Consider the following 23,831-nt stretch of genomic DNA (forward strand, 5'->3'; position numbering starts at 1 on the left):
TGGCCCATGATCTGGCGGTGGTGCGTCAGGTGAGTGACCGGGTCGCGGTGATGCGTGCGGGTGAGGTGGTGGAGATGGGTGACAGCGACGCGGTGTACGAGAATCCCACCAGCGACTACACCCGCCAGCTGCTGACGGCCGCTCCTGTCCTGGACCCCGACGAGGCCCGCCGTCTGCGTGCCGGGCGCGTGGAGAAGCGAGCCGAGGGCAAGGTCGTCGCCTGACGGTCCTGACGGTCCTGACGGTCCTGACGGTCCCGGTGGACCGGTCGCCGACCGGAGAGGGACCGACCCGACGCCGGTGCCGCCGCGGAACCCCGCGGCGGCACCGGCGTTTCGTGTGCGGAAGGGGTCGCGGGCTCCGGCTCCCGGGGTGCCGGGCAGCCGGGCCCGGGCCGGGGCGAAGACCCCCGGAACCCCCGGTGCCGTGACCACAAAGGTTCGTCGGGGCCGCCCCTCCACCGTTCCACCGTGATCTTGTACTTATAGCGGGTCTCGACGGTCCAACCTCGCTATAAGTACAAGATCATCGCAGGTCAGGGCACTCGTGCCACGCCAGCAACGGTTCCGGCCGGTCCGCTAGCCCGAGGGCCCGCCTCCGGTCGCCGCCGCGGCGAACAGGCGGGCCAGCTCCCGGGCGTAGTCCTCGTGCTCCTCGGCCGGTCTGCGCCGGAGTCGGCCCGGGACCGCGTTCAGGGCGGCGAAGAGGGCGTCGGTGAACACCTCCGGGTCGAAGGCGCGGAACTCCCCGTGGCCCTGCCCCTCGGTGAGGAAGCCGACCAGTTCGGCGCGCCCGGCGTCCTGTCCCCGCGCGATCCACTCGCGGACGGAGGCGGGCACGTCCGCGCCGCTGATCTCCTGGCGCACGGCCACCTCCTGCGGATGGCGCGAGCAGTGCATGACGTGGCCGGTGACGATGCGCACCAGGGCGTCCTCGAACCCCGCCAGCGGTTCGGGCCCGCCCTCCATCGCCCGGTCCAGGCGGGCGTTGACGTACTCCAGCACCTGCCGGAGCAGCCGTTCCTTCGTTCTGAAGTGATACGTGATCAGGCCGGGGCTGACCGAGGCCCGTGCGGCGATGCGCACGAAGGACGCCCGCGCGTACCCCTCCTCGGCGATGGTCTCGACCGCCGCCCGCACGATCTGCCCGCGGCGGGCCTCCTCGATGAAGGAGCGCTTGGCTTCCCCGTCCCCGCTGTCGACTGGTTGCATGTACAGAATCCTATATGCTCAACTAGGAAGGAGTTGACCACCACGGAGGACGCGTCGGAGGGGTAGACGGGGGCGGGTTCGCCACCGCCCCGACCGCGGCCGCCGCCAGGGAGAGGACTTCCCATGACCGACACCCGCCGACCTCCGTCCGTCGTCCGTGAGCACGGGGCGACCCACGTGCTGCTGTGGACCCTCTTCCCCCTGCTCGGGGCCGGGCTGGGCTGGGTGCTGTCCCGGGTGCCGGGCTGGCTCACACTCCTGCCGGAGTGGGTCCACCAGCTCCCGCTGGTCCCGGGGCAGGAGCAGGTCGCCCTCCTGGCGCGCCTGGACGGACCGGTCCTCACAACCGTCCTCGTGGTCCTCGGGGTCCTCGCGGGCGGCTTCGTCGCGCTCGCGTCCTACGACGACATGGTCGCCGTCGAGGCGGACGGGGGCGGGGTGCGCGTCATCCGGTCCGGCCGGAAGGCGGAGTTCGCCCGGGAGAGGGTGGGCGCGGTCTTCGTCGATGGACGGGACCTGGTCCTGCTGGGCACGGACACCGCCGAGCTCGCCCGCGAGCGCACCGGCCACAGCGCCGATCGGCTCCGCGCCGCGTTCGAGGCGCAGGGTTACCCCTGGCGAGACGGCGATCCCCACGCGGACCGGTTCCGGCGCTGGGTCGACGGAATGCCGGGTCTGGAGCAGCACGTCCAGGCGGTTCTGCGGGCCCGCCGGGAGGCGCTGCGGGCGAAGGACGACGACGACAGCGCCGAGCTGCGCGCCGAACTCGCCGGTCTGGGCGTGGTCGTGCGCGATGAGGGGGACCGCCAGTACTGGCGTCCGGTCCGCGGCGGATCCGGCGGCTGAGCCCCGCCGGGGCGGTCCGGGCAGGGGTTGTCCACAGGCGGGAGACGGCCTGGTCGAATCGGGAATGAAAACGGTTATCATTGACTTGTAACGCGTGGGAACACCCGAGGAGGCATCCATGGCACGCAACGAGATCCGGCCGATCATCAAGCTCAAGTCGACCGCGGGGACGGGCTTCACCTACGTCACCCGCAAGAACCGGCGCAACACGCCCGACCGGCTCACCCTGAAGAAGTACGACCCGCGCGTCCGCCGCCACGTCGAGTTCCGCGAGGAGCGCTGAGCGGGCGGGCGACCGCGTCCAACGACCACCCCAAGGGGGCACACATGAAGCAGGGAATCCACCCCGACTACCAGCCGGTCGTCTTCCGCGACCGCGCGGCCGACTTCTCCTTCCTCACCAGGTCCACCGCCACCAGCGACAAGACCATCGAGTGGAGCGACGGCCGTACCTACCCGCTGATCGACGTCGAGATCTCCAGCGCCAGCCACCCCTTCTACACGGGCAACGCCCGCGTGGTCGACACGGCCGGCCGCGTGGAGCGCTTCCAGCGCCGTTACCAGCGCAGGGGCTGACCGACAGAACGCGAGGCGGGGCCCGGCGCCCCGCCCCCGAACCACCCGAGAAGAAGGCAGGACCCGATGGCCGTACCCAAGCGCAGGATGTCGCGGTCCAACACCCGCACGCGCCGCTCCCAGTGGAAGGCCGCCACCCCCGACCTGGTGCGCGTCCACATCCGCGGCCGCGAGTACCTCGTGCCGCGCAACCTCGTGCGCGCCTACGAGCGCGGACTGCTCGCGCCGCCCGAGTAGACGGCCCCGGCGCGGCCCGTCCGGCCCCGCCCCGGCCTCCCGGGCGGGGCGCCCGGCCGTCGTAAGGTGGTGGGCATGCCAGCCCGAACGCCCCGTACCGCGCCCGGCGACGACGCCCCGGGGCTGCGCGCAGACGCGCTGCACAACCGCCACCGCATCGTCGAGGCGGCCCGCGCGGCCTTCTCCGAACGCGGGATCGACGTGCCGATGTCCGCCATCGCCCGCCGCGCCGGGGTGGGGATCGCCACCCTCTACCGCCGCTTCCCCACCCGCGAGTCCCTGGTCACCGAGGTGTTCGCCGACCAGTTGGAGGACTGCGCCTCCCACGTCGACGACGCCCTCGCCGACCCGGACCCCTGGCGGGGCTTCTGCACGGCCGTCGAACGGGTGTGCGCGATGCAGGCCGCCGACCGGGGCTTCACCGGCGCGTTCCTCAGCGCCTTCCCCGGCGCCATCCCCTTCGAGGAGAAGCGCGAGCGCGCCGAACGCGGCCTCACCGAACTCATCCGCCGGGCGAAGGCGGCCGGGCGGCTGCGCCCCGACTTCGCGCTGGAGGACCTCACGCTGCTGCTCCTGGCCAACTGCGGGGCCGCCTCCGGCCCTCCCGAGGAGGCCGCCGCCTCCTCGCGCCGCCTGGTGGCCTACCTCCTCCAGTCCTTCGAGAGCAAGGGGGAGCCCCGCCCGCTGCCCGCGGTCCCGCGGATCGGGCTGGGCCAGATCCCGGACCTCGCCACGGGCTGAGCGCGGCCGGTCCCGCGAAACGCACCGTCCCTGGTACCCGGCCCCCGCGGAGTCGGGCAGTCTTGGGAGTGTGACAACGCGAACCGACGAGACCCCCGCGCCGGACCCCCGGACACCGCGAGCCCCGCGCAGGCCCGTCGACCTCCTCACGGGAGCGGTCGGCCTGCTCGTGGTGGCGGCGATCATGATCGCCGTCCGCGTGGTCACCGACGGTGTGGAGGGGACCGACCCCGACCGGCTCCGCGCGCTGCTGCCCACCGGCCTGCTCCTGCTCGTCGCCGGGGGCGCCAACCTCCTGCTGATCGTCCTGGTCAGCTACGTCGTCCTGCGCACGCTGTTCACCGGGCGGCGGCGCTCCCTGGCCCGGCCGGTCGCCGCCGGGATCGCCGCGTACACCCTCGCCTCGCTGATCAACGCCAGCCTCTTCGCTCTGATCGGCCCGGAGCGGTTCCCCGACGCGCTCGCCCCCGACGACGTCTTCACCAGCGCCACCCTCGGCTACGTGGCCGCCGTCCTGGCCTTCGTCCGCACCATGCCCACCGGGCTGCCTCGGGTCCGCTCGATCCTGTGGGCGGGCAACACCACCGTCGCGGTCTGCGCCCTGCTGGCCGGGGTCACCAGCGTCCTCGCCCTGGTCCTGACCGTCCTGGTCGGCCTCACCTGCGCCTCCCTGGTCCGGTACGCGCTGGGGGAGAGGCCGCCGCCGCAGACCGGCAACGGCCTGGACGCCGAACTGCGCAGGTTCGGGCTGTCCGCCACCGGCGTCTCCCGCGCGGACGACGACGAGGAGGGCAACCCCCGCCACCTGGCCGAACTCGACGACGGCCGCCGGGTGGAGCTGGTCGTGCTCAGCTCCGAGAACACCGCCGGATTCTGGCGGCGCCTGCGCGACCTGCTGTTCCTGCGCGGCCCCGTGGCCCCCCGGATGCTCTACGGCGTCCGCCGCCGCGCCGAGCACGCCGCGCTGATGAGCTTCTCGGCCCGGCAAGCGGGGGCCGCCGTCCCCCGCGTCCTGGCCGTCGGCGAACTCGGGCCCGGCACCGTCCTGCTGGTCCGCGAGCTGCCCGACTTCCGCGCGCTGGACGCACTCGACGACGAGGAGCTCACCGACGGGCTGATCGACCTGTGCTGGCGCGAACTCGGGCTGCTGCACCGCCACCGGCTCGTCCACGGCAACGTCAACGGCGCCACCGTCGGCGTCCTGGGCCGCCCTTCGGGCACAGCCGACCTCTCCGCCGCTGAGGACACACCCGTCCCAGCGGACACCTCCGCGCTGGAGGACACAGCCGCCAGCCCAACAGACACCTCCGTCCCGGAGGGAACCCCCGCGCCGGTCGACGCCTCCGACCCGGCCGACACCTCCGAAGCCACAGCCCCGACCGTTCCGTCGGGTCCCCGTGAGGCGGCGGTCCTCCTCACCGGCCTGGACCGCGGCGGTGTGGCCGCCCCCCAGCTCCAGGTCGCCCTGGACCAGGCCGCCATGCTCACCCTGCTGGCCATGCGGGTGGGGACCGGGCGCGCCGTGGACTCGGCGGTGCGCGCGCTGGGCGTGACCGCCACGGCCGCGGTCCTGCCCTTCCTACAACCCCCCGGCCTGCCCTACACGCTGCGCAGAGCCCTGCGCGGGGACCGCGGACTCCTGGCCAGGCTGCGCGAGCGCGTGGTGCGCATCGCCCCGGAGGCGCCCTCCGAACCCGCCCGCCTGGAGCGGATGCGTCCGCGCACCGTGGTCAGCGTCATCGTCGCCACCGTCGTCGGCCTGGTGCTGCTGTACCAGCTCACCGGCGTGGACTTCACCGCCATCGGCCGGGCCGACCCCGGGTGGACGCTGGCCGCGCTCGCCGCGTCGGTGGTGTGCACGCTCTCCGCCGCGATGATCCTCATCGGCTTCGTGCCCGCGCCGCTGCCGTGGTGGCGCACCGTCATGGTCCAGTACGCCGGGTCGTTCGTGCGCATCGCCGCCCCCGCCGGGCTGGGGTCGCTCGCGATCAACACCCGGTTCGCCACCAGGCAGGGGGTCCCGACCTCCCTGGCCCTGTCCGCGGTGGGCCTCACCCAGCTGGTCGGGTTCCTGGTGCACGTGCCGCTGCTGCTGGTGTGCGCCTACCTCACCGGAACCTCGTACTGGACCGGTTTCACGCCCTCCCCGACCGTCGTCGTGATCAGCATCGCCGGGACGGCCGTGGTGGGAGTGGTCCTGCTGCTGCCCCGGCTGCGGCGCGCCCTCAGCGCCCGGGTCCGTCCCTACCTGCGCGGGGTGCTGCCGCGGCTGCTGGACATGCTCCAGAGCCCGTCCAGCCTGCTGCTGGGCTTCGGCGGAACACTGCTGATCACCGCGGCGTTCGTGCTGTGCCTACAGTTCTCGGTCCTGGCCTTCGCCGACCCGGGCTCCCGGGTGAGCCTGGTGGCGGTCGCGGTGGTGTTCCTGGCGGGCAACGCGATCGGCTCGGCCGCGCCCACACCCGGAGGCCTGGGCGCGGTGGAGGCCGCCCTGATCGGCGGTCTGACCACGGTGGCGGGTGTTCCGGCCGCCGTCGCGCTGCCCGCGGTGCTGCTGTTCCGGCTGCTGACCTTCTGGCTGCCGGTCCTGCCGGGCTGGGGGGCCTTCTCCTACCTCCAGCGCCGCGAGGCCATCTGAGCGGGGTCCGCTCGTCAGGAGAGGCTGGAGCGGGAGGGCACGAGCTTGCCGATCCCCCAGGCGGCCAGACCGGTGACGGCGCCGACGGCCGCCCCGGTGAGCAGGCTGCTCGCCACCGAGAAGCCGCGGACGATGACCGCGTGCGCGGCGGGCGGCAGGTCGCTGAGGTTGCCGCCGAGCGTCGGGGGGTCCCCCTCCCAGGCGGTGTTCCACAGCAGCTGGTGCCCCAGGGCGAGGAGGACGCCGTGGAGCAGACCGACCACCAGCAGGGTCAGGAACGGGTTCGGCGCCCGGGTCAGGACGGCCACCACCACCCACACGAGCGGGGGGACGAACACGAACAGGGCGTTGACGAGCGTTCCCTCCTGGATGAGGTCGAGGTCGTGCAGGACCACGCGGGGCGCCGCGAGCAGGGCCAGCACGACCATGACGGTCCATGACAGGCCGGGAGCGGAGCGTTTCTGTTCGGTCATGGCCACGAGCCTAGGGAGACCGTCTCCCCGCCACATCCGCGTTCGGTATCGACCGTCTACGCCCGCGGTCGACTCCGGGTCCGCGCTCCGTCGATATTCGGTTGAACCCGCTCCGCCTGGTGCGCACAATGGCCGGGCGGCCACGAGAGGACGGGGACCGGTGCGCGACTTCGACGATCTGGTGGAGGAGGCCGTGCGGCGGCCGACCTCCGGTTGGGACTTCCGGTTCCTGGACGCGAGGATGGCCGAGGACCCGCTGCCCTGGTCCTATGAGGAGCGCGCGGGGCAGCTCGTGCGCGCCGCGCGGGCGCCCGTCCTGGACCTGGGCACCGGGGGCGGCGAGCTCCTCTCGTCCCTGGCCCCGCTGCCGCCCGGTTCCCGGGCCACCGAGGGCTGGCCGCCGAACCTGCCCGTCGCGCGCCGCAGGCTCGCGGCCCTGGCGGTGGACGTGGTCGAGCCGGGCCCCGGCGGGATCCTGCCCCTGCCCTCCGGAGCGTTCGGCACGGTGCTCGACCGCCACGAGGCCTACGCCCCCGCCGAGGTCGGGCGGGTCCTGGCCCCCGGCGGCGTCTTCGTCACCCAGCAGGTCGGCAGTGATGACGGGCGCGAACTCAGCGCCCTCCTGGAGGGGCCGCCCCCGGACCGGGACGCGGACTGGAACCTCGACGCGGCGGTCGCGGGCCTGGAGGAGGCGGGAATGACCGTCACCCGCGCCCGTCAGGCCCGGACCCCGCGCCGCTTCCACGACGTCGGCGCGCTCGTGTTCTACCTGCGCATGGTCCCGTGGCAGGTGCCGGGTTTCGACGCGCGCGCCCACCGCGGGCCGCTGCTGCGGCTCCACCGGGACATGGCGCGGGGGACACCGCTCACGTGCACGGTGCACCGCTTCCTCGTCGAGGCGGCCGGACGCTGACCGCGCCGCGGACCGGCGCTCACTCTCCCATGGTGATCGCCTCGGCCTCGGCCCGCGCGGACTCGGGGCCGTCGTCGACTCTGAGCAGCGCCCCGCGGCCCAGGAGCACGATCCCCGCGGCCAGCGCCACCGACCCCGCCGCCGCGTACATCGGCGCGCCGGGGGACAGGGCCGCGGCGAGCGCGGAGGCGGCCGGGGGAGCGGCGGCGCCGCCGAGGAAGCGCACCGCCGAGTAGGCCGAGGACGCCACCGAGCGCGGCAGGTCGCTGGCCTCCATCACGCACTCGGTCAGCACCGTGTTGAGCACGCCCAGCAGGAGGCCGCCCAGCACGATGCTGGTGATCAGCCCCGCCGTGGAGGAGATGAGGGCACCCGCGGCGACCAGGTCCACGGCCAGCAGGAGCAGCGTGGTCCACAGCACCCGCGTGCGCGGCCACCGGCGGGTGAGCACCGGGGCCACGAAGACCGAGGTCACGGCGACCGCCAGACCCCAGCCGAAGAAGGTGAACCCCAGGCCCATCTCGTCCAGCCCCAGCGGGAAGGGCGTGTAGGCCAGCAGGGCGAAGAAACCGATGTTGTAGAACAGCGCGGTCAGCGCCAGCACCAGGATGCCCGGGACGCGCAGCGCCGCGAACGGGGCCGACAGCGGCACCGGCGCGGTCCGCTCCGTGGCGTCGCTCCTGAGCAGGACGGCGATCGCGACGAACCCGACCGCCATCAGCGCGGCGGTGCCGAAGAAGGGGCCGCGCCAGCTGACGCTGCCCAGCAGCCCGCCCAGGAGCGGGCCCGTGGCGATGCCCAGGCCCAGCGCGGCCTCGTAGAGCACGATCGCGGACGAGGCGCCGCCGCTGGCCGCGCCGACGATGGTGGCCAGGGCGGTGGAGATGAAGAACGCGTTGCCCAGTCCCCACCCGGCCCGGAAGCCGATGACGGACTCGACGCTGCCGCTGGTCCCGGCCGCGGCCGCGAAGACCACGATCAGTGCCAGGCCGACCAGCAGGGTGCGCTTGGCGCCCAGGCGGCTCGACACCCAGCTGGTGACGAGCATGGCCAGGCCGGTGACCAGCAGGTAGCTGGTGAACAGCAGCGAGGTCTGGGTCTGCGTGGCCTCCAGGCTGCGGGAGATCGCGGGCAGGATCGGGTCGACCAGGCCGATGCCCATGAAGGCGATCACGCAGGCGAACGCCACGGCCCACACGGCGCGCGGCTGCCGGAGGATGGACCCCTCCGGCGCGTGTCCCTGGTCCGCGCCTCCGTGCGGCGCTGTACGCGGGGTTTCGGTCTCCGCCACCATGTTCTGTTGCTCCCTGTCGTCGCCGATGGTGGGAGGACGGCGGCCGGTACGGTCGGGGCCCTCATTTGCATAGGTAACCTATGCTAATCCCCGGGCATTCCCGCTCGGCGCACGGAGGCCGCGGGTGTGGCGAGGCTCGCACGACCACGCGTGCGCTGTGCGATGAGTGCGGGGAAGGGCCGGCGGAGGCGGCCCGCGACCGGAACCGGCCGCTCAGGCCCCGCCGCGGCGCAGCCGCTCGTCCAGCAGCCGCACCGACTCCGACAGCAGCGCCCGCTCGCGTTCGGACAGGTCGGAGAACAGCGGCTCCAGCGCGTCGCCGATCCGGTGCCGCCAGTCCTCCAGCGCCGCCGCGCCCGCCAGGGTCAGCTCGTGCAGCTGGGCCCGCCGGTCGTCGGGGTCGGGACTGCGCGCCACGTACCCGGAGGAGAGCAGCGACTCCACGATCACCGTCATCGTCGGCTGCCTGACCCGGCAGTGCTCGGCCAGGACGCCCAGCCGCAGCGGCCCCTTCTCCTGGAGCACGCTCAGCGCGCGCCACGTCGCCGGGGACGTGCGCTCGCCGGTCTCGTGCGCGGCGTAGCGCCCGATCCGCTGGCTGATGTTGAGGAGGCGGACCAGGAGGTGGGCGACCTCGGGGTTTCGGTCGTCTCCGGCGTCCTCGTTGTCGTGGTGCACGCCGCCAGGCTAGGGCATCCCTCGCGGACGTGCCCCGCCGTGCGGCGGGAGGCGTTCCCCCGCGGCGCGGTACGCCGTGGGGGAACGCTGGTCACGGGCGCCCGCGGGTCCGCGCCGCGGAGTCGTGCGGGGCGGCCTCGCGGCCGCCGCGGTCGGCCGTCCTGGTCCTGGGGGCCGGAGGTGACCAGGGCCTGCCGAAACCCTCGGTCACGCCGTCCCCTTTCCCGTAGCTCACAGACCGTGGCGGCGCCCGTCCGCGACCAGTTCGCTCACGCGCGCCTCTGACCCGGCGGAGAAGGCGTCCCGGTGGGCGGCGACCGCCCGGCGGGTGTCCTCGTCGACCAGGTCGGCGTTGATCTGGGCCCCGGCGGCCGCGCCCGACGCCGCCGAGGCGCCGACCTGGGCGGACAGGTCGGTGACGTTGCCCGCGGCCCACACCCCGGGCACGTCGGTGCGGCCGCTCCCGTCGGTGGGAACGTACTCGCCGACCCCCATCGGGTGTTCCCGGGTCCGCAGGCCGAGCGTCTCCAGGAAGGAGGCGCGCGCCACCATCCGCGTTCCGACGGCCACCGCCTCCCGGCCGACCACCGTGCCGTCCGTCAACCGCAGCCCCGTGATCCGGCCGTCGGCGGTCTCCAGGGAGGCCACCTCGCCCTCGACCACGCGGATGCCGCGGGCGGCCAGCTTCTCCGCGTCCTCCTCACCCGGCGGGGGCATGGTGTGGGTGAAGAGAGTGACGTCCCCGCTCCACTGGCGGAACAGCAGCGCCTGGTGCACCGCCATCGGCCCGCTGGCCAGCACGCCGATGGCCCGGTCGCGCACCTCCCAGCCGTGGCAGTACGGGCAGTGCACCACGCCCGCGCCCCACTGCTCCCGCACACCCGCCACGTCCGGCAGTTCGTCCACCAGTCCGGTGGTCACCAGGATCCGACGCGCCCGCACGCCGCGTCCGTCGGCCAGCTCCACCCGGAACCCGTCGCCGTCGCGGACCACGGCGACGACGTCCCCGGTGGTCACGTGGCCGCCGTAGCCGCGTACCTCCGCCCGGCCCCGCTCCAGCAGCTCGGCCGGGGACATGCCCTCCCGTGCCAGCAGCCCGTGCACGCCCGACGCGGGCGCGTTGCGCGGGGCGCCCGAGTCGACCACCGCCACCGAACGCCTCGCCCGGGCCAGCATGAGGGCCCCGTTCAGCCCGGCGGCGCCACCGCCGACCACCACCGCGTCGTAGCCGCTCTCCAACTGATCGTTCACAGCGATCACCTCCATGCCCCCACCATGTGTCCCCTCGCCGTTTCACGCAATATTCGTTGCCGCTATGGCAAAATGGCGGCATGGAAGATGACCTCGACCACGCGCTCGACGCGGTCGGACCCCGGCTGCGCGCGCTGCGCAAGCAGAAGGAGACCACGCTGTCCGGCCTGTCGGCGGCGACCGGCATCTCGGTGAGCACCCTGTCCCGGCTGGAGTCGGGTTCTCGCCGTCCCACCCTCGAACTGCTGTTTCCGCTGGCCAGGGCGTACGGCGTCACCCTCGACGAACTCGTGGACGCACCGCCCACCGGCGACCCGCGCATCCACCTGCGGCCGGTCACCCAGCACGGCATGACCATGCTGCCCCTGACCCGCCGTCCCGGCGGAATCCAGGCGTACAAGCTGGTGATCCCGGCCAGCGACCGTCCGAGCGAGCCCGACCCGCAGACCCACGAGGGCTACGAGTGGCTCTACGTCCTCAACGGGCGGCTGCGGGTCATCCTGGGCGAGCACGACCTGGTGCTCGCCCCGGGCGAGGCGGCCGAGTTCGACACCCGCGTGCCGCACTGGTTCGGCTCCGCCGACACCAGGGCGGTCGAGTTCCTCAGCCTGTTCGGCAGGCAGGGTGAGCGCGCGCACCTGCGGGCCCGCCCCAAGGCGGAGGGTCCGTCCGGGAGCGCCGACCCGTGACCGGCAGGGCCCTTTTCGCCGTGATCTCGTGCCTATAACGAGTCTCGGAAGCCCAACCTCGCTATGAGTACGAGATCGCCGCAGGCCAGGGCAGCTTGCGCCACACCAGCAACGTTGTCGGCCCGTCCACGCCCAGCACCTGCCGGCGGACGCTGCGTCTGTCGGCGAAGGCTCTCGGAGCAGGTCTCAGGAACCGCGGACGGCGTCCTCGGCGGTGGGGCGGCCGGAGGCGCACACGGTCCGGCACGCGGCGACGACCTCCTCGACGCCGATCGCGTCCAGACCCGGGTCCAGCGTGGCGGAGTGCGGGTCGCCCGGGCGGCCCGCCCACAGGCACGCGTGGACCTCCCGGTCCACACGCGGTCCCCACAGCTCCGGGGAGACCGGCCCGAACAGGCGCACCGACGGCGTGCCGTAGGCGGTGGCCAGGTGGCCGACCCCGGTGTCCCCGCACACCACCAGCCGCGCCTGGCTGACCAGCCGCGCCAACAGGTCCAGGGACGTGCGCCCGGCCAGCACCGACCGGCCGCCGAGTCCGGCGGCCTCGGCCACCCGCTCGGCCAGCGCGGTCTCGTTCTGCGAGCCGGTCACCAGCACCCGCAGCCCCGAGGCGGACAGCTCCCCGGCCACCCGGGCGAAACGCTCCGCGGGCCACCGGCGCGACCCGGAGGCGGCCCCCGGGTGGACGATCGCGGTGTCCCCCTCGACCACCGCGCCCTTCCCCTCCGCGGGCCTCGGCCACCGCAGGTCGTCCGGGTCGGCCGCCACACCGTGCGAGCGCAGCAGACGGCACCAGATCTCGGCGTCGTGGAGCCCCTCGGGCCACTCCGGACCCGGCCACCGCGGAGCGGACGGATGACCGTGCGTCCACAGCCGCACCGGCGTCAGGGCGGCCAGGGCCGCCGTGCTCTGCGGCCCCCGGCCGTGCAGGTTGACCGCCAGGTCCGGGGCGCCGGTGTCGGGCGCGCACAGCGGCTCGGTGGGAAGGACCTCCCAGTCCAGCCCGGCCAGCGCGACCAGGTGCCGGTACCAGGCGGGGCCCGCCAGGGTCCGGCGCCAGGACGGCAGCGCCCGCTCCAGCGCGCGCAGCGCGGGAACGGCCGTGGCGAAGTCGCCCAGCCCCAGCGCCCGCAGCGCCAGCAGGGACGGTCGTCCGCCCGTGGCGGGGACCCGGCCCCCGTCCGGGCCCCCGCGGCCGGACGGCGGAGTCTCTCCCACCGGTGCCTCAGCGGTTGGGATCGGCGGAGCTGACGTCGGCCAGCGCCGAGTCCTCGTCCACGGCCCGCGCCAGGTCGCCCATGGACACCACGCCCACGACGCGGTCGCCGTCCACGACGGGAAGGCGGCGCACCGCGCTGGTGCGCATGACGTGCACCGCGTCGGCGATCCCGCTCTGCGGCGGCACGGTGGCCACCTCCGAGCTGCACACGTCGCTGACGCTGTGCCGACCGGGGTCGGCGCCCTCGGCCACGCAGCGCACCACGATGTCGCGGTCGGTCAGGATGCCCATGATCCGCTTGTCCCGGGTCACGACGACGTCGCCCACGTCGGCGTCGCGCATGATCTCCGCGGCCTCACGCAGGGACGTGTCCGGCGAGACCGTGCGGACCGGGCTGCTCATCACCTGGTCGATGGTTCGCACCACCATGGTCCTGCTCCTTTCGTGCCGGTCGTGCCTCTCCAGCTCTCACCCGTCCCATAGCCCGCATCCGTGGGGGCAAACATGACGGCTTCCCCACCGCCGTCGGGCGAGCCGAGGGTGCACGGGCCGCGGGCCCGGAGCGGTCCCTGCGCGCGCGTCGGGGCTGGTGAGGGGGTTCCGGACGCCTGCGGCCGATGTTTAGGCGTCGCTGCTGCTGGTAGTCGAGTGGGTGCGCTCGGCGTCTGAGTTCCAGACCCAGCCTGAGGAGGGAGCGGTTACATGCGTGTCCTCGGTGTCAACGCCGTCTTCCACGATCCGGCAGCGGCGATCGTCGTCGACGGCCGTACGGTCGCGGCGGCGGAGGAGGAGCGGTTCTCGCGGCGCAAGCACGGCAAGGCCGCGGTGCCCTTCTCCACGTGGGAGCTGCCGGAGCAGGCGATGCGTTGGTGCCTGGAGCGCGCGGGTCTGCGCCCCGCCGACCTGGACGCCGTCACCTACTCCTACGATCCCGCCCTGGCCGATCCCGAGGGGCCCGGACAGGACCGCGGCTGGGAGCGCCTGCGCCTGTTCTACGTCGAGCGCGTGCCGCACTTCCTGGCCACCGCGCTGCCGGGGCTGGACCCGGCCAGGATCAGCTACGTCCCCCACCACGTCGCGCACGCGGCCTCCGCGGGGCTCGCCGCCCCGCCCGAGGCCGGGGGCGGCGAGTGCGCGGTGTTCGTGGCCGACGGCCGCGGCGAGAGCACCTCGCATCTGGCGGGCGTCTACACAGGCGGGAAGCTGGAGGTGCTGGCCCGCCAGCCGCTGCCCGAGTCCCTGGGACTGGTCTACGAGGAGCTCACCGAGCACGTGGGCTTCCACCGCTCCAGCGACGAGTACAAGGTGATGGCCCTGGCCTCCTACGGCGAGCCCACCATGCTCGACGCGGTGCGCAAGTGCGTGCGCTACGAGGGCGACGGCCTGGTCCGGGCCTCGGGCCTGGACTGGAACTCCCTCACGGACCCGTGCGAGCCGGGGCGGGAGCCCTCCAAGGAGCACGCGGACCTGGCCGCCAGCGTGCAGGCCGCCATGGAGGAGACCCTCCTGGCCGTCGTCGGCTGGCTGCACGAGCGGACCGGCCGCCCGTGCCTGACGATGGCGGGCGGGGTCGCGCTCAACTGCGTCGCCAACAGCCGCATCGCCCGCGAGGGGCCCTTCGAGAGCGTGTGGGTACAGCCCGCCTCCGGTGACGCGGGCACCGCGCTGGGCGGCGCCCTGCACCTGGCCTCGCTGGTGGAGGACGCGGTGGCGCCCATGCCCGGGGCCGACCTGGGCCGTTCCTGGGACGAGGACGAGCTGCACGCGATCCTGCGCGAGGCCGACGTCGCGTTCGAGCGCCCCGACGACCTGGCCGACACCGTGGCCGAGGCCCTGGAGCGGGACGCGCTGGTGGCCTGGTTCCAGGGCGCCTCGGAGTACGGTCCCCGCGCGCTGGGGCACCGCTCCCTGCTCGCCAACCCGTCCAACCCCGACAACCTCGAACGGCTCAACCGGGTGAAGGGGCGCGAGCAGTTCCGCCCCGTCGCGCCGATGGTGGCCGAGCGCAGGGCGTCGGAGATCTTCTCCGGCGGCCCCCTGCCCAGCCCCTACATGCTCTTCGTCCACGAGGTGCACCCCGACTGGCGCGAGCGCCTGCCCGCCGTGGTGCACGTGGACGGCACCGCCCGCGTCCAGACCGTGGCCGAGCGGGACGACCCGCTCACCGCGCGCCTGCTGGACCGCTTCGAACAGCGCAGCGGCCTGCCGGTCCTGGTCAACACCAGCCTCAACACCGCCGGGCGGCCCATGGTCGACTCCCCGCGCGACGCCCTGGAGTGCTTCGGGTCCGCGCCCGTGGACCTGCTGGCCATCGGCCCGTTCGTCGTGCGCCGCCGCTCGGGTGAGGGGGCGCACCGGTGAGCGCTCCCCGCTACTCCGTGGTCGTGCCCACCGTGGGGCGCGACACCCTGCCCCGCGCCCTGAGGCCGCTTCTGGACGCGCCGCCCCGGGAGGCGCCCGAGGAGATCGTCGTCGTCGACGACCGTCCGCCCACCGACACCGCGCCGCTACCCGGGACCGACCACGCACGGGTGCGCGTCCTGCGCACCGGGGGAGGCGGCCCCGCCGCCGCCCGCCAGGCCGGATGGCACGCCTGCGCCTCGGAGTGGATCGCCTTCCTGGACGACGACGTGGCCCCGCCCGCGGACTGGCCGCGGCGCCTGTGCGCCGACCTGGCCGACCTGCCCGCCGAGGTGGGAGCCAGCCAGGGCCGCATCACCGTGCCCCGCCCGCGCGGGCACCGGCCCACGGACGCCGAACGGGCCACCCTGGCCCTGGAGGGCGCCCGCTGGATCACCGCCGACATGGCCTACCGCAGGAGCGCCCTGGAGGAGGTCGGCGGCTTCGACGCCCGCTTCCCGCGCGCCTACCGCGAGGACACCGACCTGGCCCTGCGGGCCGTGGACGCCGGGTTCGTCCTCGTGCCGGGCGAGCGCGAGTGCGTGCACCCGCTGCGCGGCGGCGGACGCTGGGCGAGCCTGACCGCCCAGCGCGGCAACGCCGACAACGCGCTGATGGACCGCCTGCACGGGCGCGGCTGGCGCAACCGGGTCGGCGAGGGCCCCGGCGGGCTGCGCGGGCACGCGCTGACCACGGCCGCCCTGCTGGGCGCCGCCGGGGCCGCCCTGACCGGGCGCCGCGCCGCGGCCGCCGCGTGCGCCGCGCTGTGGGCCGCGCGCACCGCCGCGTTCGCCCGGCGCAGGATCTCCGGCGGTCCCGGCACCCGCGACGAGGTCACCGACATGCTGGTGACCAGCGCGCTCATCCCGCCCCTGGCCTGCTGGCAGCGGCTGCGCGGCGAGATCCGCCACGCCGGGGCGCGCCCCGCCCCGGGAGTGGCGGCCGTGCTGTTCGACAGGGACGGCACCCTGGTCGAGGACGTCCCCTACAACGGCGACCCCGACAAGGTGCGGCCCACGCCCTCGGCCGAACGGGCGCTCGCCCTGGCCCGCGGCGCCGGACTCGCCGTCGGTGTGGTCAGCAACCAGTCGGGCGTCGCCCGCGGACTGATCACCCGCGACCAGGTGGACGCGGTCAACCGGCGGGTGGAGGAACTGCTGGGCCCCTTCGACGTGTGGCGCGTGTGCCCGCACGGCGAGGAGGACGGCTGCGGGTGCCGCAAGCCCGCGCCCGGCATGGTCCGCTCCGCCGCGGCCGAACTGGGATTGCCGGCCTCCCGCTGCGCGCTGGTCGGCGACATCGGCGCCGACGTGGACGCCGCGCGGGCCGCGGGCGCGCGCGGGGTGCTCGTGCCCACCGCCGCCACCCTGGACGCCGAGTGCCGGTCCGCCCCCGAGACCGCGCCCGACCTGGAGGCCGCCGTCCTGCGCCTGCTCGGAAGGGACGCCCCGTGAGCGGGGGCACCGTGATCGTGGCGCGCCTGGACAGCATGGGGGACGTCCTGCTGTCCGGGCCGGCCGTGCGCTCCGTCGCCCACGGGGCCGACCGGGTCGTCTACCTCGCCGGCCCCCGGGGCGCCGAGACCGCCGCGGCGCTGCCGGGCGTGGACCGCGTCCTGACCTGGTGCGCGCCCTGGATCGCCGCCGACCCGCCGCCGGTGGACGCCGCCGACGTCACCCGCCTCGTGGAGCGCCTGTCCGGTCTCGGCGCGGACGCCGCCGTGCTCCTGACCTCCTTCCACCAGTCGCCGCTGCCGCTGGCCCTGCTCCTGCGCATGGCCGGGGTGCCCCGGATCTCGGCCGTCAGCGAGGACTACCCGGGCAGCCTGCTCGACGTGCGCCACCACGTGGCCCACGGGATTCCCGAGGCCGAGCGGATGCTGTCCCTGGCCGGGGCCGCCGGGTACCCGCGGCCCCCCGGGGACGACGGGCGCCTGGCCGTGCGCCGACCGCTGCCCGACACCCGGGAGCTGACCGGGCCGGACGGGTACGCGGTGGTCCACGTCGGCGCGGACGCGCCCTCCCGGGAGCTGCCGCCCGACCTGGCCGCCAAGACCGTCGCCGCGCTGGCCGAGCGCGGACACCGGGTGCTGGTCACCGGCACCGCGGGGGAGGCCGAGGCGGCCCGCGAGGTCGCCGCGCACGGCGGAACCGACCTGGCCGGGCGCACCACCGTCACCGAACTGGCCGACGTGCTCGACCGCGCCGCCGTCCTGGTCTCGGGCAACACCGGCCCCGCCCACCTGGCCGCCGCCGTCGGCACGCCCGTGGTCTCGCTCTTCTCCCCGGTCGTGCCCGCCTCCGCGTGGGCGCCCCACGGGACCGCGGTCCGCGTCCTGGGGGACCAGCTCGCGCCCTGCGCCGACACCCGGGCCCGGGTCTGCCCCGTACCCGGGCACCCCTGCCTGAACTCCGTCTCCTCCGACGACGTCCTGACCGCCGTCGACGAACTCCTGGGGGCACGATGACCATCCACCATCCGACACCCGCCATCCCGGTGCCCGCCTCCCGGGGCATGGCGCAGGGCCGGGCCCGGACGCCCGCGCGCGTGCTGCGGATCCTGCTCTGGCACGTCCACGGCTCGTGGACGACCGCGTTCGTCCACGGCGGACACACCTGCCTGCTGCCGGTGACCCCGGACCGGGGGCCGGACGGGCGGGGGCGCGCCCGCACCTGGGACTGGCCCGCCAACGCCGAGGAACTGTCCCCGCGGGCGGTGCGCGACAGCGAGCCCGACCTGGTGGTCCTCCAGCGGCCGCACGAGATCGCCCTGGCCGAGGAGCTCCTGGGCCGCGTACCGGGCCGGGACGTGCCCGCCGTCTACGTCGAGCACAACACCCCGCGCCGGGACGTGCCGCTCACGCGGCACCCCGTCGCCGACCGCGACGACATCCCCGTCGTCCACGTCACCCACTTCAACGACCTGTTCTGGGACTGCGGTCGCGCGCCCACCTGCGTGGTCGAGCACGGCGTGCCCGACCCCGGGTACCGCTACACCGGCGAGGTCGCCCGCACGGGAGTGGTGCTCAACGAGCCCCTGCGCCGCTGGCGCTTCACCGGCACCGACCTGCTGCCCGCGCTCGCCGGGCGCGTGCCCCTGGACCTGTTCGGCATGGGCGTGGCGGGTGTGCCCGACCACCTCGGTCTGGCGCCCTCACGGCTGCGCGCCCACGAGGACCTGCCCCAGGGCGCCATGCACGACGAGCTCACCCGCCGCCGCGCCTACGCCCACCCCCTGCGGTGGACCTCGCTCGGGCTGTCCCTCATCGAGGCGATGATGCTCGGCCTGCCGGTGGCCGCCCTGGGCACCACCGAGGCCTACGAGGCCGTACCGCCCGAGGCGGGCACCGTCTCGACCGACTCCCGAGTACTCGCGGAGGCGCTGCGCGCGTTCCATGAGGATCGCGACCTCGCCCTTCGCACCGGCAAGGCCGCCCGTGCGGCGGCACTGCGCCGCTACGGGCTCACCAGGTTCCTCGACGACTGGGACCGGGTGCTACAGGAGGTGACGTCATGAGGATCGCCATGGTCTCCGAACACGCCAGCCCGCTGGCGGCGATCACCGGGGAGGACGCGGGCGGCCAGAACGTCCACGTGGCCGAGCTGGCCGCGGCGCTCGCCGCGCGCGGACACGAGGTCGCGGTCTACACGCGCCGCACCGACGCCGAGCGGCCCGACACCGTCTCCCTGGGCCCGGGCGTGCGCGTGGAGCACGTGCGCGCGGGACCGGCGGCCCCGATCAGCAAGGACGAGCTGCCCCGGTACATGCCCGAGTTCGCGCAGCGGCTGCGGGCCGCCTGGCGCGTCCAGCGGCCCGACGTCGTCCACGCCCACTTCTGGATGAGCGGTTTCGCCTCCCTGCGGGCGGCCAGCGCCCTGGACCTGCCCGTGTTGCAGACCTTCCACGCCCTGGGCACCGTCAAGCGCCGCCACCAGGGCACGGACGACACCAGCCCCGTCGAGCGCGTCCCGACCGAGCGCGCCGTGGCCGGTCAGTGCGACATGGTCGTGGCCACATCCACCGAGGAGCGGCGCGAGCTCGTCGAGTGGGGGGTCGCGCCCGCGCGCGTGGCGGTGGTGCCCTGCGGCGTGGACACCTCCCGCTTCACCGCCAAGGGCCCCGCGGCCGGGCGCGGCGACCGCCCGCGCCTGCTCAGCCTGGGCCGCCTGGTCAGGCGCAAGGGTGTGGACACGGTGATCCGCGCGCTGGCCGAGGTGCCCGAGGCCGAACTCGTCATCGCCGGGGGAGCCGACCGCGAACGCCTGTGGACCCAGCCCGAGGCGGTGCGGCTGCGCATGGTCGCCGAGCGCGCGGGCGTGGACGACCGGGTCCGCTTCCTGGGCTGCGTGGACCGCGCCGAGGTCCCCGCCCTGCTCAGATCGGCCGACGTGGCCGTCAACGTGCCCTGGTACGAGCCGTTCGGGATCTCCACCGTCGAGGCGATGGCCTGCGGTGTCCCCGTGGTCGCCTCCCGCGTGGGCGGCCACGTCGACACCGTCGTGCACGGGGAGACCGGCCTGCTCGTCCCGGCCAGGTCGCCCAAGCGGCTGGGCCGCGCCGTGCGCTGGCTGCTCTCGGACGGGGCGACCAGGGCCTCCTTCGCCGAGGCCGCGGCCGAGCGGGCGCGCGAGCGCTACTCGTGGGCGGAGGTGGCCCGGCGCACCGAGGAGTGCTACCTGCACGTGACCACGACCGCGACCGGCACGGCCGTCCCGGCGCCCCGCGCGGGGCGCAACACGCCGGTCGCCACCACCACCGGGGGAGGCGAGGAGTGATGCACACCCACCTGAGACAGCTCAGCTCCGCGCTGGACGGCACGGACGCGGCCCTCGTCGAGGAGTGGGGCCGCCGCGCCGCGCGCGCCCTGAGCGGCGGGCAGCGCCTGTTCGCCTGCGGCAACGGCGGCAGCGCGGCCGAGGCCCAGCACCTGACGGCCGAACTGACCGGACGCTTCGAGGACGAGCGCGAGCCCCTGTCGGCCATCGCGCTGCACGCGGAGACCTCCAGCGTCACCGCCATCGCCAACGACTACGGCTACCACCAGGTCTACGCGCGCCAGCTGCGCGCCCACGCCCGCCCGGGCGACCTGCTGGTGTGCATGTCCACCAGCGGCAACAGCGAGAACGTCGTCGCCGCGGCCAAGGCCGCGCAGGAGCTCGGCGTCACCTGCTGGTCCCTGACCGGCCCCGGACCCAGCGCCCTGGAGTCGCTCAGCGAGGAGACGGTCGCCGTCCCCGCGCCCAGCACCTCCACCGTGCAGGAGGTCCACCTGGCGCTGGTCCACGTGTTCTGCGCCGCGGTGGACGCCGAGGTCGCCGCCCGCGCACACGGGGTCTTCGTCCCCGAGAGGAGGGCGGCCACATGAGCGCGGGAACCGTGGTGGTGGTCGGCGACGCCCTGCTCGACGTGGACCTGCGGGGCGTGTCCCGGCGCGACTGCCCCGACGCGCCCGCGCCCGTGCTGGAGGAGCCCGAGTCCTGGTACCGGCCCGGCGGCGCGGCCCTGGCCGCCCGCCGCGCCCGGCAGGACGGCCACGACGTGGTCCTGGTCACCGCGGTGGGCCGCGACGCGGCCGCCGACGACCTGGCCGCGCTCGTGGGGGAGGGCGTGCGGCTGGTGGGGCTGCCCCTGATGGAGCACACGCCCACCAAGACCCGGGTCCAGGCCAACGGCCGCACCGTGGCCCGCCTGGACCAGGGGTGCGACGGCGTGGAGCTCGACGCCTCCGCCGAGGAGGTCGCCGAGGCCCTGGCCGGGGCGATGGTCGTGCTCGTGGCCGACTACGGGCACGGGCTCACCCGCCAGCGCGCCGTGCGCCGGGCCCTGGCGGCCTGCGCGCAGCGCGTCCCGCTCGTGTGGGATCCGCATCCGCGCGGCGCCGACCCCGTACCCGGAACACGCCTGGCCACGCCCAACGCCGCCGAGGCCGGGGTCGCCGGGGGCGCCGACGAGCAGGCCCTGCGCCGGGCCGGTGAGCTGGCCGGGGCGTGGGGAGTGCACTCGGTGGCCGTCACCCTCGGCGCGCGCGGCGCCGCCTGGTCCGGAACGGGGAGCGAACGCGCCCTCCTGCCGGGTACGCCCGTCGACTCACCGACGGACACCTGCGGCGCCGGGGACGCCTTCGCCGCCGCGTGCGCCACGGCGCTCGCCGACGGCGATGACGTGCGTGACGCCGTCCGCCGCGGGGTCGCCTCCGCCTCGGCCTTCGTCGCCGGGGGCGGGGCCTCGGCCTACGCCGTCCCGCGCACCGCCGCCGGGGAGGCGCGCGCCGCCTCGGTGCCCGGACCCCGCACGGGACGGAGCGGCCCGGAGGGACAGGACCGCAGGGCGGAGCGGGTCGTGGCGACCGGGGGCTGCTTCGACGTCCTGCACGCGGGCCACGTCGACCTGCTGCGCCGCGCCCGCGCCCTGGGCGACCGCCTCGTGGTCCTGCTCAACAGCGACGCCTCCGTGCGCGCTCTCAAGGGCAGCGGCCGCCCGGTGGTCGCCGAACACGACCGCGCCCGCGTGCTGAGCGCGCTCGACTGCGTGGACGAGGTGGTCCTCTTCGGCGAGGACACGCCCGTGCGCGCCCTGGAGGAGCTGCGGCCCGACGTGTGGGTCAAGGGCGGCGACTACGACGTGGAGGACCTGCCCGAGACGCCCGTGGTGCGGCGGGCCGGGGGAGAGGTGGTCACCGTGCCCCTCGTGCCCGGCCACTCCACGACCGGGCTGATCACCCGCATACGCGGCCGGGGCCGCGACGGAGCGCCCGTCCGCTGAACACCCCCGAGACCGGACGCCCCTGCCCCGGCGCCCGGGAACGCGAGACCAACGACGACGGAGAACGAGGGAGACAGATGCGCCCACTCGGAAACACGCTGATCACCGGAGGATCCTCGGGCCTGGGAGCGGCCACCGCGCAGGCCGTGGCCGACGGGGGCGGCCACCCGATCATCCTGGACCGGCAGCACCCCGGCAACGACCTCTCCTTCCATCAGGTGGACCTGGCCGACCGCGAGGCGGTCGAACGCGTCGTGCAGCAGGCCAGCGTCCAGCACGGACGTATCGACGCCCTGGTCAACGCGGGCGGCACCGACGCCTGCGGCACGCTCACCGACGTGTCCGCCGAGGACTGGGAGCGGGTCATCCAGGTCAACCTCATCGGCACCGCCGCCGTGACCCGCGCCGCCCTGCCGCACCTGCGCGCCTCCCGGGGCACGGTGGTCAACTGCGCCTCCACGCTCGGCCTGCGCGCGCTCAGCGACGCCACCGCCTACTGCGCCTCCAAGTTCGGGGTCGTGGGCTTCACCCGGGCGCTGGCCGCCGAGCTCGCCGGACAGGTCGGGGTGACGCTCCTGGTCCCCGGGGGCATGAGCACCTCCTTCTTCGACGACCGGCCCGACCAGTACAAGCCGGGCCCGGACGCCAAGCTCAACGCGCCCGAGGACGTGGCCCGCGCGGTGGTGTTCGCGCTGAGCCAGCCGCCCGGCTGCGAGGTGCGCGAGATGGTGATCTGCCCCTCGCAGGAGACGTCCTGGCCCTGATCGGCCGGGAACAGCACCCAGGTAAGCGGTGAGACCATCCGAGGAGGTGGGCGACGATGCGCGAGTACGCGTCGAGAGGAAGGGCCCTGGTCACCGGTGGCGCCGGGTTTCTCGGCTCCCATCTGTGCGAGCGGCTGCTGGAGAGGGGCACACGCGTGGTGTGCCTGGACAACTTCGCCACCGGCCGGGCGCAGAACGTGGCGCACCTGGCCGGGCACCCCTGGTTCGAGCTGATGGAGGCCGACCTCACCGAACCGTTCACGCTGGAGGAACCCGTGGACACGGTGTTCCACCTGGCCTCGGCCGCGTCGCCGCCGGACTACCTCCGGCTGCCGGTGGAGACGCTGGAGGTGGGCAGCCTGGGCACCCGCAACGCGCTGGAGTGCGCCGAGCGGTACGGCGCCCGCCTGGTCCTGGCCTCCACCAGCGAGGTGTACGGCGACCCGCTGGAGTACCCGCAGCGCGAGACCTACTGGGGCAACGTCAACCCGGTCGGCCCGCGCAGCGTCTACGACGAGGCCAAGCGCTACGCCGAGTCGCTGACCATGGCCCACCACCGCGCCCGCGGGGCCGACGTGGGCATCGCCCGCATCTTCAACTGCTACGGGCCGCGCATGCGCGCCGACGACGGCCGGATGGTGCCCACCTTCGTCAACCAGGCGCTGGAGGGCAGGCCGCTGACGGTGGCGGGTGACGGCCACCAGACGCGGTCGCTGTGCTACGTGGACGACACCGTGCGGGGCCTGGTCGCCCTGGCCGACAGCGAGGTGACGGGGCCGGTCAACATCGGCAGCGACGAGGAGCTGTCCGTGCTGAACCTGGCCCGCGTCGTCCTCGGCGTCACCGGGACGCGGTCGGAGATCACCTTCGTCGAGCGTCCCGAGGACGATCCGCACTTCCGGCGCCCCGACATCCGCCTGGCCGAGGAGGCCCTGGGCTGGAGGCCGCGCATCCGCCTGGACGAGGGGCTGCGCCGCACCGTCGCCTACTTCGTGGACCAGCGCGACCGCTACGAGGACCTGTCCGAGGGGGCCGCACCCGCCAACTGACGTCCGGGCCGGAAATGGTGCCGGTGTGATGCATGGGGCCTGGCCTGCGTCTTAGTCGATGACGACCGTCGAGACTCGCTACAAGTACAA

At 74.9% G+C, this 23,831-nt stretch carries 25 protein-coding genes; 18 read left to right on the plus strand and 7 right to left on the minus strand.

Going from position 1 to position 23,831, the window contains the following annotated elements; genetic code table 11:
* On the plus strand, nt 1–224 hold a 224-nt coding region (locus HGB44_RS13920; RefSeq protein ID WP_455430059.1), incomplete at its 5' end, for an ABC transporter ATP-binding protein.
* Between the two features lie 354 nt (nt 225–578).
* Here HGB44_RS13920 and HGB44_RS13925 read toward each other — a convergent pair.
* On the minus strand, nt 579–1,211 hold the full coding sequence (locus tag HGB44_RS13925) for a TetR/AcrR family transcriptional regulator (protein ID WP_210751643.1): 633 nt from the start codon (nt 1,209–1,211) through the stop codon (nt 579–581).
* Between the two features lie 123 nt (nt 1,212–1,334).
* Here HGB44_RS13925 and HGB44_RS13930 point away from each other — a divergent pair, with 123 nt between their 5' ends.
* The 6 genes from HGB44_RS13930 (at nt 1,335) to HGB44_RS13955 (ending at nt 6,249) form a co-directional block, all read left to right on the plus strand.
* Nucleotides 1,335–2,057 carry a YqeB family protein gene (locus HGB44_RS13930; protein WP_082768195.1) on the plus strand — a complete coding sequence of 241 codons (723 nt, stop codon included), beginning with the start codon at nt 1,335–1,337 and terminating at the stop codon, nt 2,055–2,057.
* Nucleotides 2,058–2,175: 118 nt separating this feature from the next.
* Entirely contained in the window at nt 2,176–2,340 is a 165-nt protein-coding gene (gene rpmG / locus HGB44_RS13935; protein WP_013152592.1) for a 50S ribosomal protein L33, read from the plus strand.
* Nucleotides 2,341–2,384: 44 nt separating this feature from the next.
* A complete protein-coding gene (locus tag HGB44_RS13940) occupies nt 2,385–2,633 on the plus strand; it encodes a type B 50S ribosomal protein L31 (RefSeq protein WP_061078686.1) in 249 nt (82 codons plus the stop codon).
* A 66-nt stretch (nt 2,634–2,699) separates the two neighbouring features.
* Nucleotides 2,700–2,870: a 50S ribosomal protein L32 gene (rpmF, locus tag HGB44_RS13945; protein WP_013152594.1), complete on the plus strand. Its 171-nt coding sequence runs from the start codon at nt 2,700–2,702 to the stop codon at nt 2,868–2,870.
* Nucleotides 2,871–2,945: 75 nt separating this feature from the next.
* On the plus strand, nt 2,946–3,611 hold the full coding sequence (locus HGB44_RS13950) for a TetR/AcrR family transcriptional regulator (RefSeq protein ID WP_061078687.1): 666 nt from the start codon (nt 2,946–2,948) through the stop codon (nt 3,609–3,611).
* Between the two features lie 184 nt (nt 3,612–3,795).
* Nucleotides 3,796–6,249 carry a flippase-like domain-containing protein gene (locus tag HGB44_RS13955; RefSeq protein ID WP_210751650.1) on the plus strand — a complete coding sequence of 818 codons (2,454 nt, stop codon included), beginning with the start codon at nt 3,796–3,798 and terminating at the stop codon, nt 6,247–6,249.
* Nucleotides 6,250–6,263: 14 nt separating this feature from the next.
* Here the strand turns inward: HGB44_RS13955 and HGB44_RS13960 are convergent, their stop codons facing one another.
* Nucleotides 6,264–6,722 carry a hypothetical protein gene (locus tag HGB44_RS13960; protein WP_061078689.1) on the minus strand — a complete coding sequence of 153 codons (459 nt, stop codon included), beginning with the start codon at nt 6,720–6,722 and terminating at the stop codon, nt 6,264–6,266.
* 160 nt (nt 6,723–6,882) lie between these two features.
* Between HGB44_RS13960 and HGB44_RS13965 the strand changes: the two genes are divergently transcribed.
* Nucleotides 6,883–7,635: a class I SAM-dependent methyltransferase gene (locus HGB44_RS13965; RefSeq protein WP_061078690.1), complete on the plus strand. Its 753-nt coding sequence runs from the start codon at nt 6,883–6,885 to the stop codon at nt 7,633–7,635.
* Between the two features lie 19 nt (nt 7,636–7,654).
* On the opposite strand, the gene HGB44_RS13970 is transcribed toward HGB44_RS13965, so the two are convergent.
* The 3 genes from HGB44_RS13970 to HGB44_RS13980 all read right to left on the minus strand — a co-directional run bounded on the left by HGB44_RS13970 (nt 7,655) and on the right by HGB44_RS13980 (nt 10,873).
* Complete coding sequence (locus tag HGB44_RS13970; protein ID WP_061078691.1) at nt 7,655–8,929, minus strand: MFS transporter; 1,275 nt, start codon at nt 8,927–8,929, stop codon at nt 7,655–7,657.
* 213 nt (nt 8,930–9,142) lie between these two features.
* Nucleotides 9,143–9,607 (minus strand): MarR family winged helix-turn-helix transcriptional regulator, encoded by a 465-nt coding sequence (locus HGB44_RS13975; RefSeq protein ID WP_061078692.1) that lies wholly within the window; start codon nt 9,605–9,607, stop codon nt 9,143–9,145.
* Nucleotides 9,608–9,838: 231 nt separating this feature from the next.
* Complete coding sequence (locus HGB44_RS13980; protein WP_061078693.1) at nt 9,839–10,873, minus strand: NAD(P)/FAD-dependent oxidoreductase; 1,035 nt, start codon at nt 10,871–10,873, stop codon at nt 9,839–9,841.
* 65 nt (nt 10,874–10,938) lie between these two features.
* Here HGB44_RS13980 and HGB44_RS13985 point away from each other — a divergent pair, with 65 nt between their 5' ends.
* Complete coding sequence (locus HGB44_RS13985; RefSeq protein ID WP_061078694.1) at nt 10,939–11,547, plus strand: helix-turn-helix domain-containing protein; 609 nt, start codon at nt 10,939–10,941, stop codon at nt 11,545–11,547.
* A gap of 186 nt (nt 11,548–11,733) precedes the next feature.
* Here the strand turns inward: HGB44_RS13985 and HGB44_RS13990 are convergent, their stop codons facing one another.
* Nucleotides 11,734–12,765, minus strand: coding sequence for a glycosyltransferase family 9 protein (locus tag HGB44_RS13990; RefSeq protein ID WP_061078695.1), 1,032 nt, complete (start codon nt 12,763–12,765; stop codon nt 11,734–11,736).
* Nucleotides 12,766–12,772: 7 nt separating this feature from the next.
* Entirely contained in the window at nt 12,773–13,195 is a 423-nt protein-coding gene (locus HGB44_RS13995; RefSeq protein ID WP_061078696.1) for a CBS domain-containing protein, read from the minus strand.
* Between the two features lie 273 nt (nt 13,196–13,468).
* Here HGB44_RS13995 and HGB44_RS14000 point away from each other — a divergent pair, with 273 nt between their 5' ends.
* The 9 genes from HGB44_RS14000 to HGB44_RS14040 all read left to right on the plus strand — a co-directional run bounded on the left by HGB44_RS14000 (nt 13,469) and on the right by HGB44_RS14040 (nt 23,741).
* Nucleotides 13,469–15,127 (plus strand): carbamoyltransferase family protein, encoded by a 1,659-nt coding sequence (locus tag HGB44_RS14000; RefSeq protein ID WP_061078697.1) that lies wholly within the window; start codon nt 13,469–13,471, stop codon nt 15,125–15,127.
* Entirely contained in the window at nt 15,124–16,620 is a 1,497-nt protein-coding gene (locus HGB44_RS14005) for an HAD-IIIA family hydrolase (protein ID WP_061078698.1), read from the plus strand. Before HGB44_RS14000 ends, HGB44_RS14005 begins: the two co-directional genes overlap by 4 nt.
* Nucleotides 16,617–17,633, plus strand: coding sequence for a glycosyltransferase family 9 protein (locus tag HGB44_RS14010; protein WP_061078699.1), 1,017 nt, complete (start codon nt 16,617–16,619; stop codon nt 17,631–17,633). The genes HGB44_RS14005 and HGB44_RS14010 overlap by 4 nt, the downstream gene beginning before the upstream one ends.
* On the plus strand, nt 17,630–18,682 hold the full coding sequence (locus HGB44_RS14015) for a glycosyltransferase (RefSeq protein WP_061078700.1): 1,053 nt from the start codon (nt 17,630–17,632) through the stop codon (nt 18,680–18,682). Before HGB44_RS14010 ends, HGB44_RS14015 begins: the two co-directional genes overlap by 4 nt.
* Nucleotides 18,679–19,941, plus strand: coding sequence for a glycosyltransferase (locus HGB44_RS14020; RefSeq protein ID WP_061078701.1), 1,263 nt, complete (start codon nt 18,679–18,681; stop codon nt 19,939–19,941). Before HGB44_RS14015 ends, HGB44_RS14020 begins: the two co-directional genes overlap by 4 nt.
* Nucleotides 19,941–20,531 (plus strand): D-sedoheptulose-7-phosphate isomerase, encoded by a 591-nt coding sequence (locus HGB44_RS14025; protein ID WP_061078702.1) that lies wholly within the window; start codon nt 19,941–19,943, stop codon nt 20,529–20,531. The genes HGB44_RS14020 and HGB44_RS14025 overlap by 1 nt, the downstream gene beginning before the upstream one ends.
* On the plus strand, nt 20,528–21,928 hold the full coding sequence (gene rfaE2, locus HGB44_RS14030) for a D-glycero-beta-D-manno-heptose 1-phosphate adenylyltransferase (RefSeq protein ID WP_061078703.1): 1,401 nt from the start codon (nt 20,528–20,530) through the stop codon (nt 21,926–21,928). Before HGB44_RS14025 ends, rfaE2 begins: the two co-directional genes overlap by 4 nt.
* 77 nt (nt 21,929–22,005) lie before the next feature.
* Nucleotides 22,006–22,692, plus strand: a complete 687-nt coding sequence (locus HGB44_RS14035) for an SDR family oxidoreductase (protein ID WP_061078704.1) — start codon at nt 22,006–22,008, stop codon at nt 22,690–22,692.
* A gap of 56 nt (nt 22,693–22,748) precedes the next feature.
* Nucleotides 22,749–23,741 carry a UDP-glucuronic acid decarboxylase family protein gene (locus HGB44_RS14040; RefSeq protein ID WP_061078705.1) on the plus strand — a complete coding sequence of 331 codons (993 nt, stop codon included), beginning with the start codon at nt 22,749–22,751 and terminating at the stop codon, nt 23,739–23,741.
* Nucleotides 23,742–23,831: the final 90 nt, after the last annotated feature.

The organism is Nocardiopsis alborubida (assembly GCF_012396365.1).
In the GTDB taxonomy this organism is placed as follows: domain Bacteria; phylum Actinomycetota; class Actinomycetes; order Streptosporangiales; family Streptosporangiaceae; genus Nocardiopsis; species Nocardiopsis alborubida.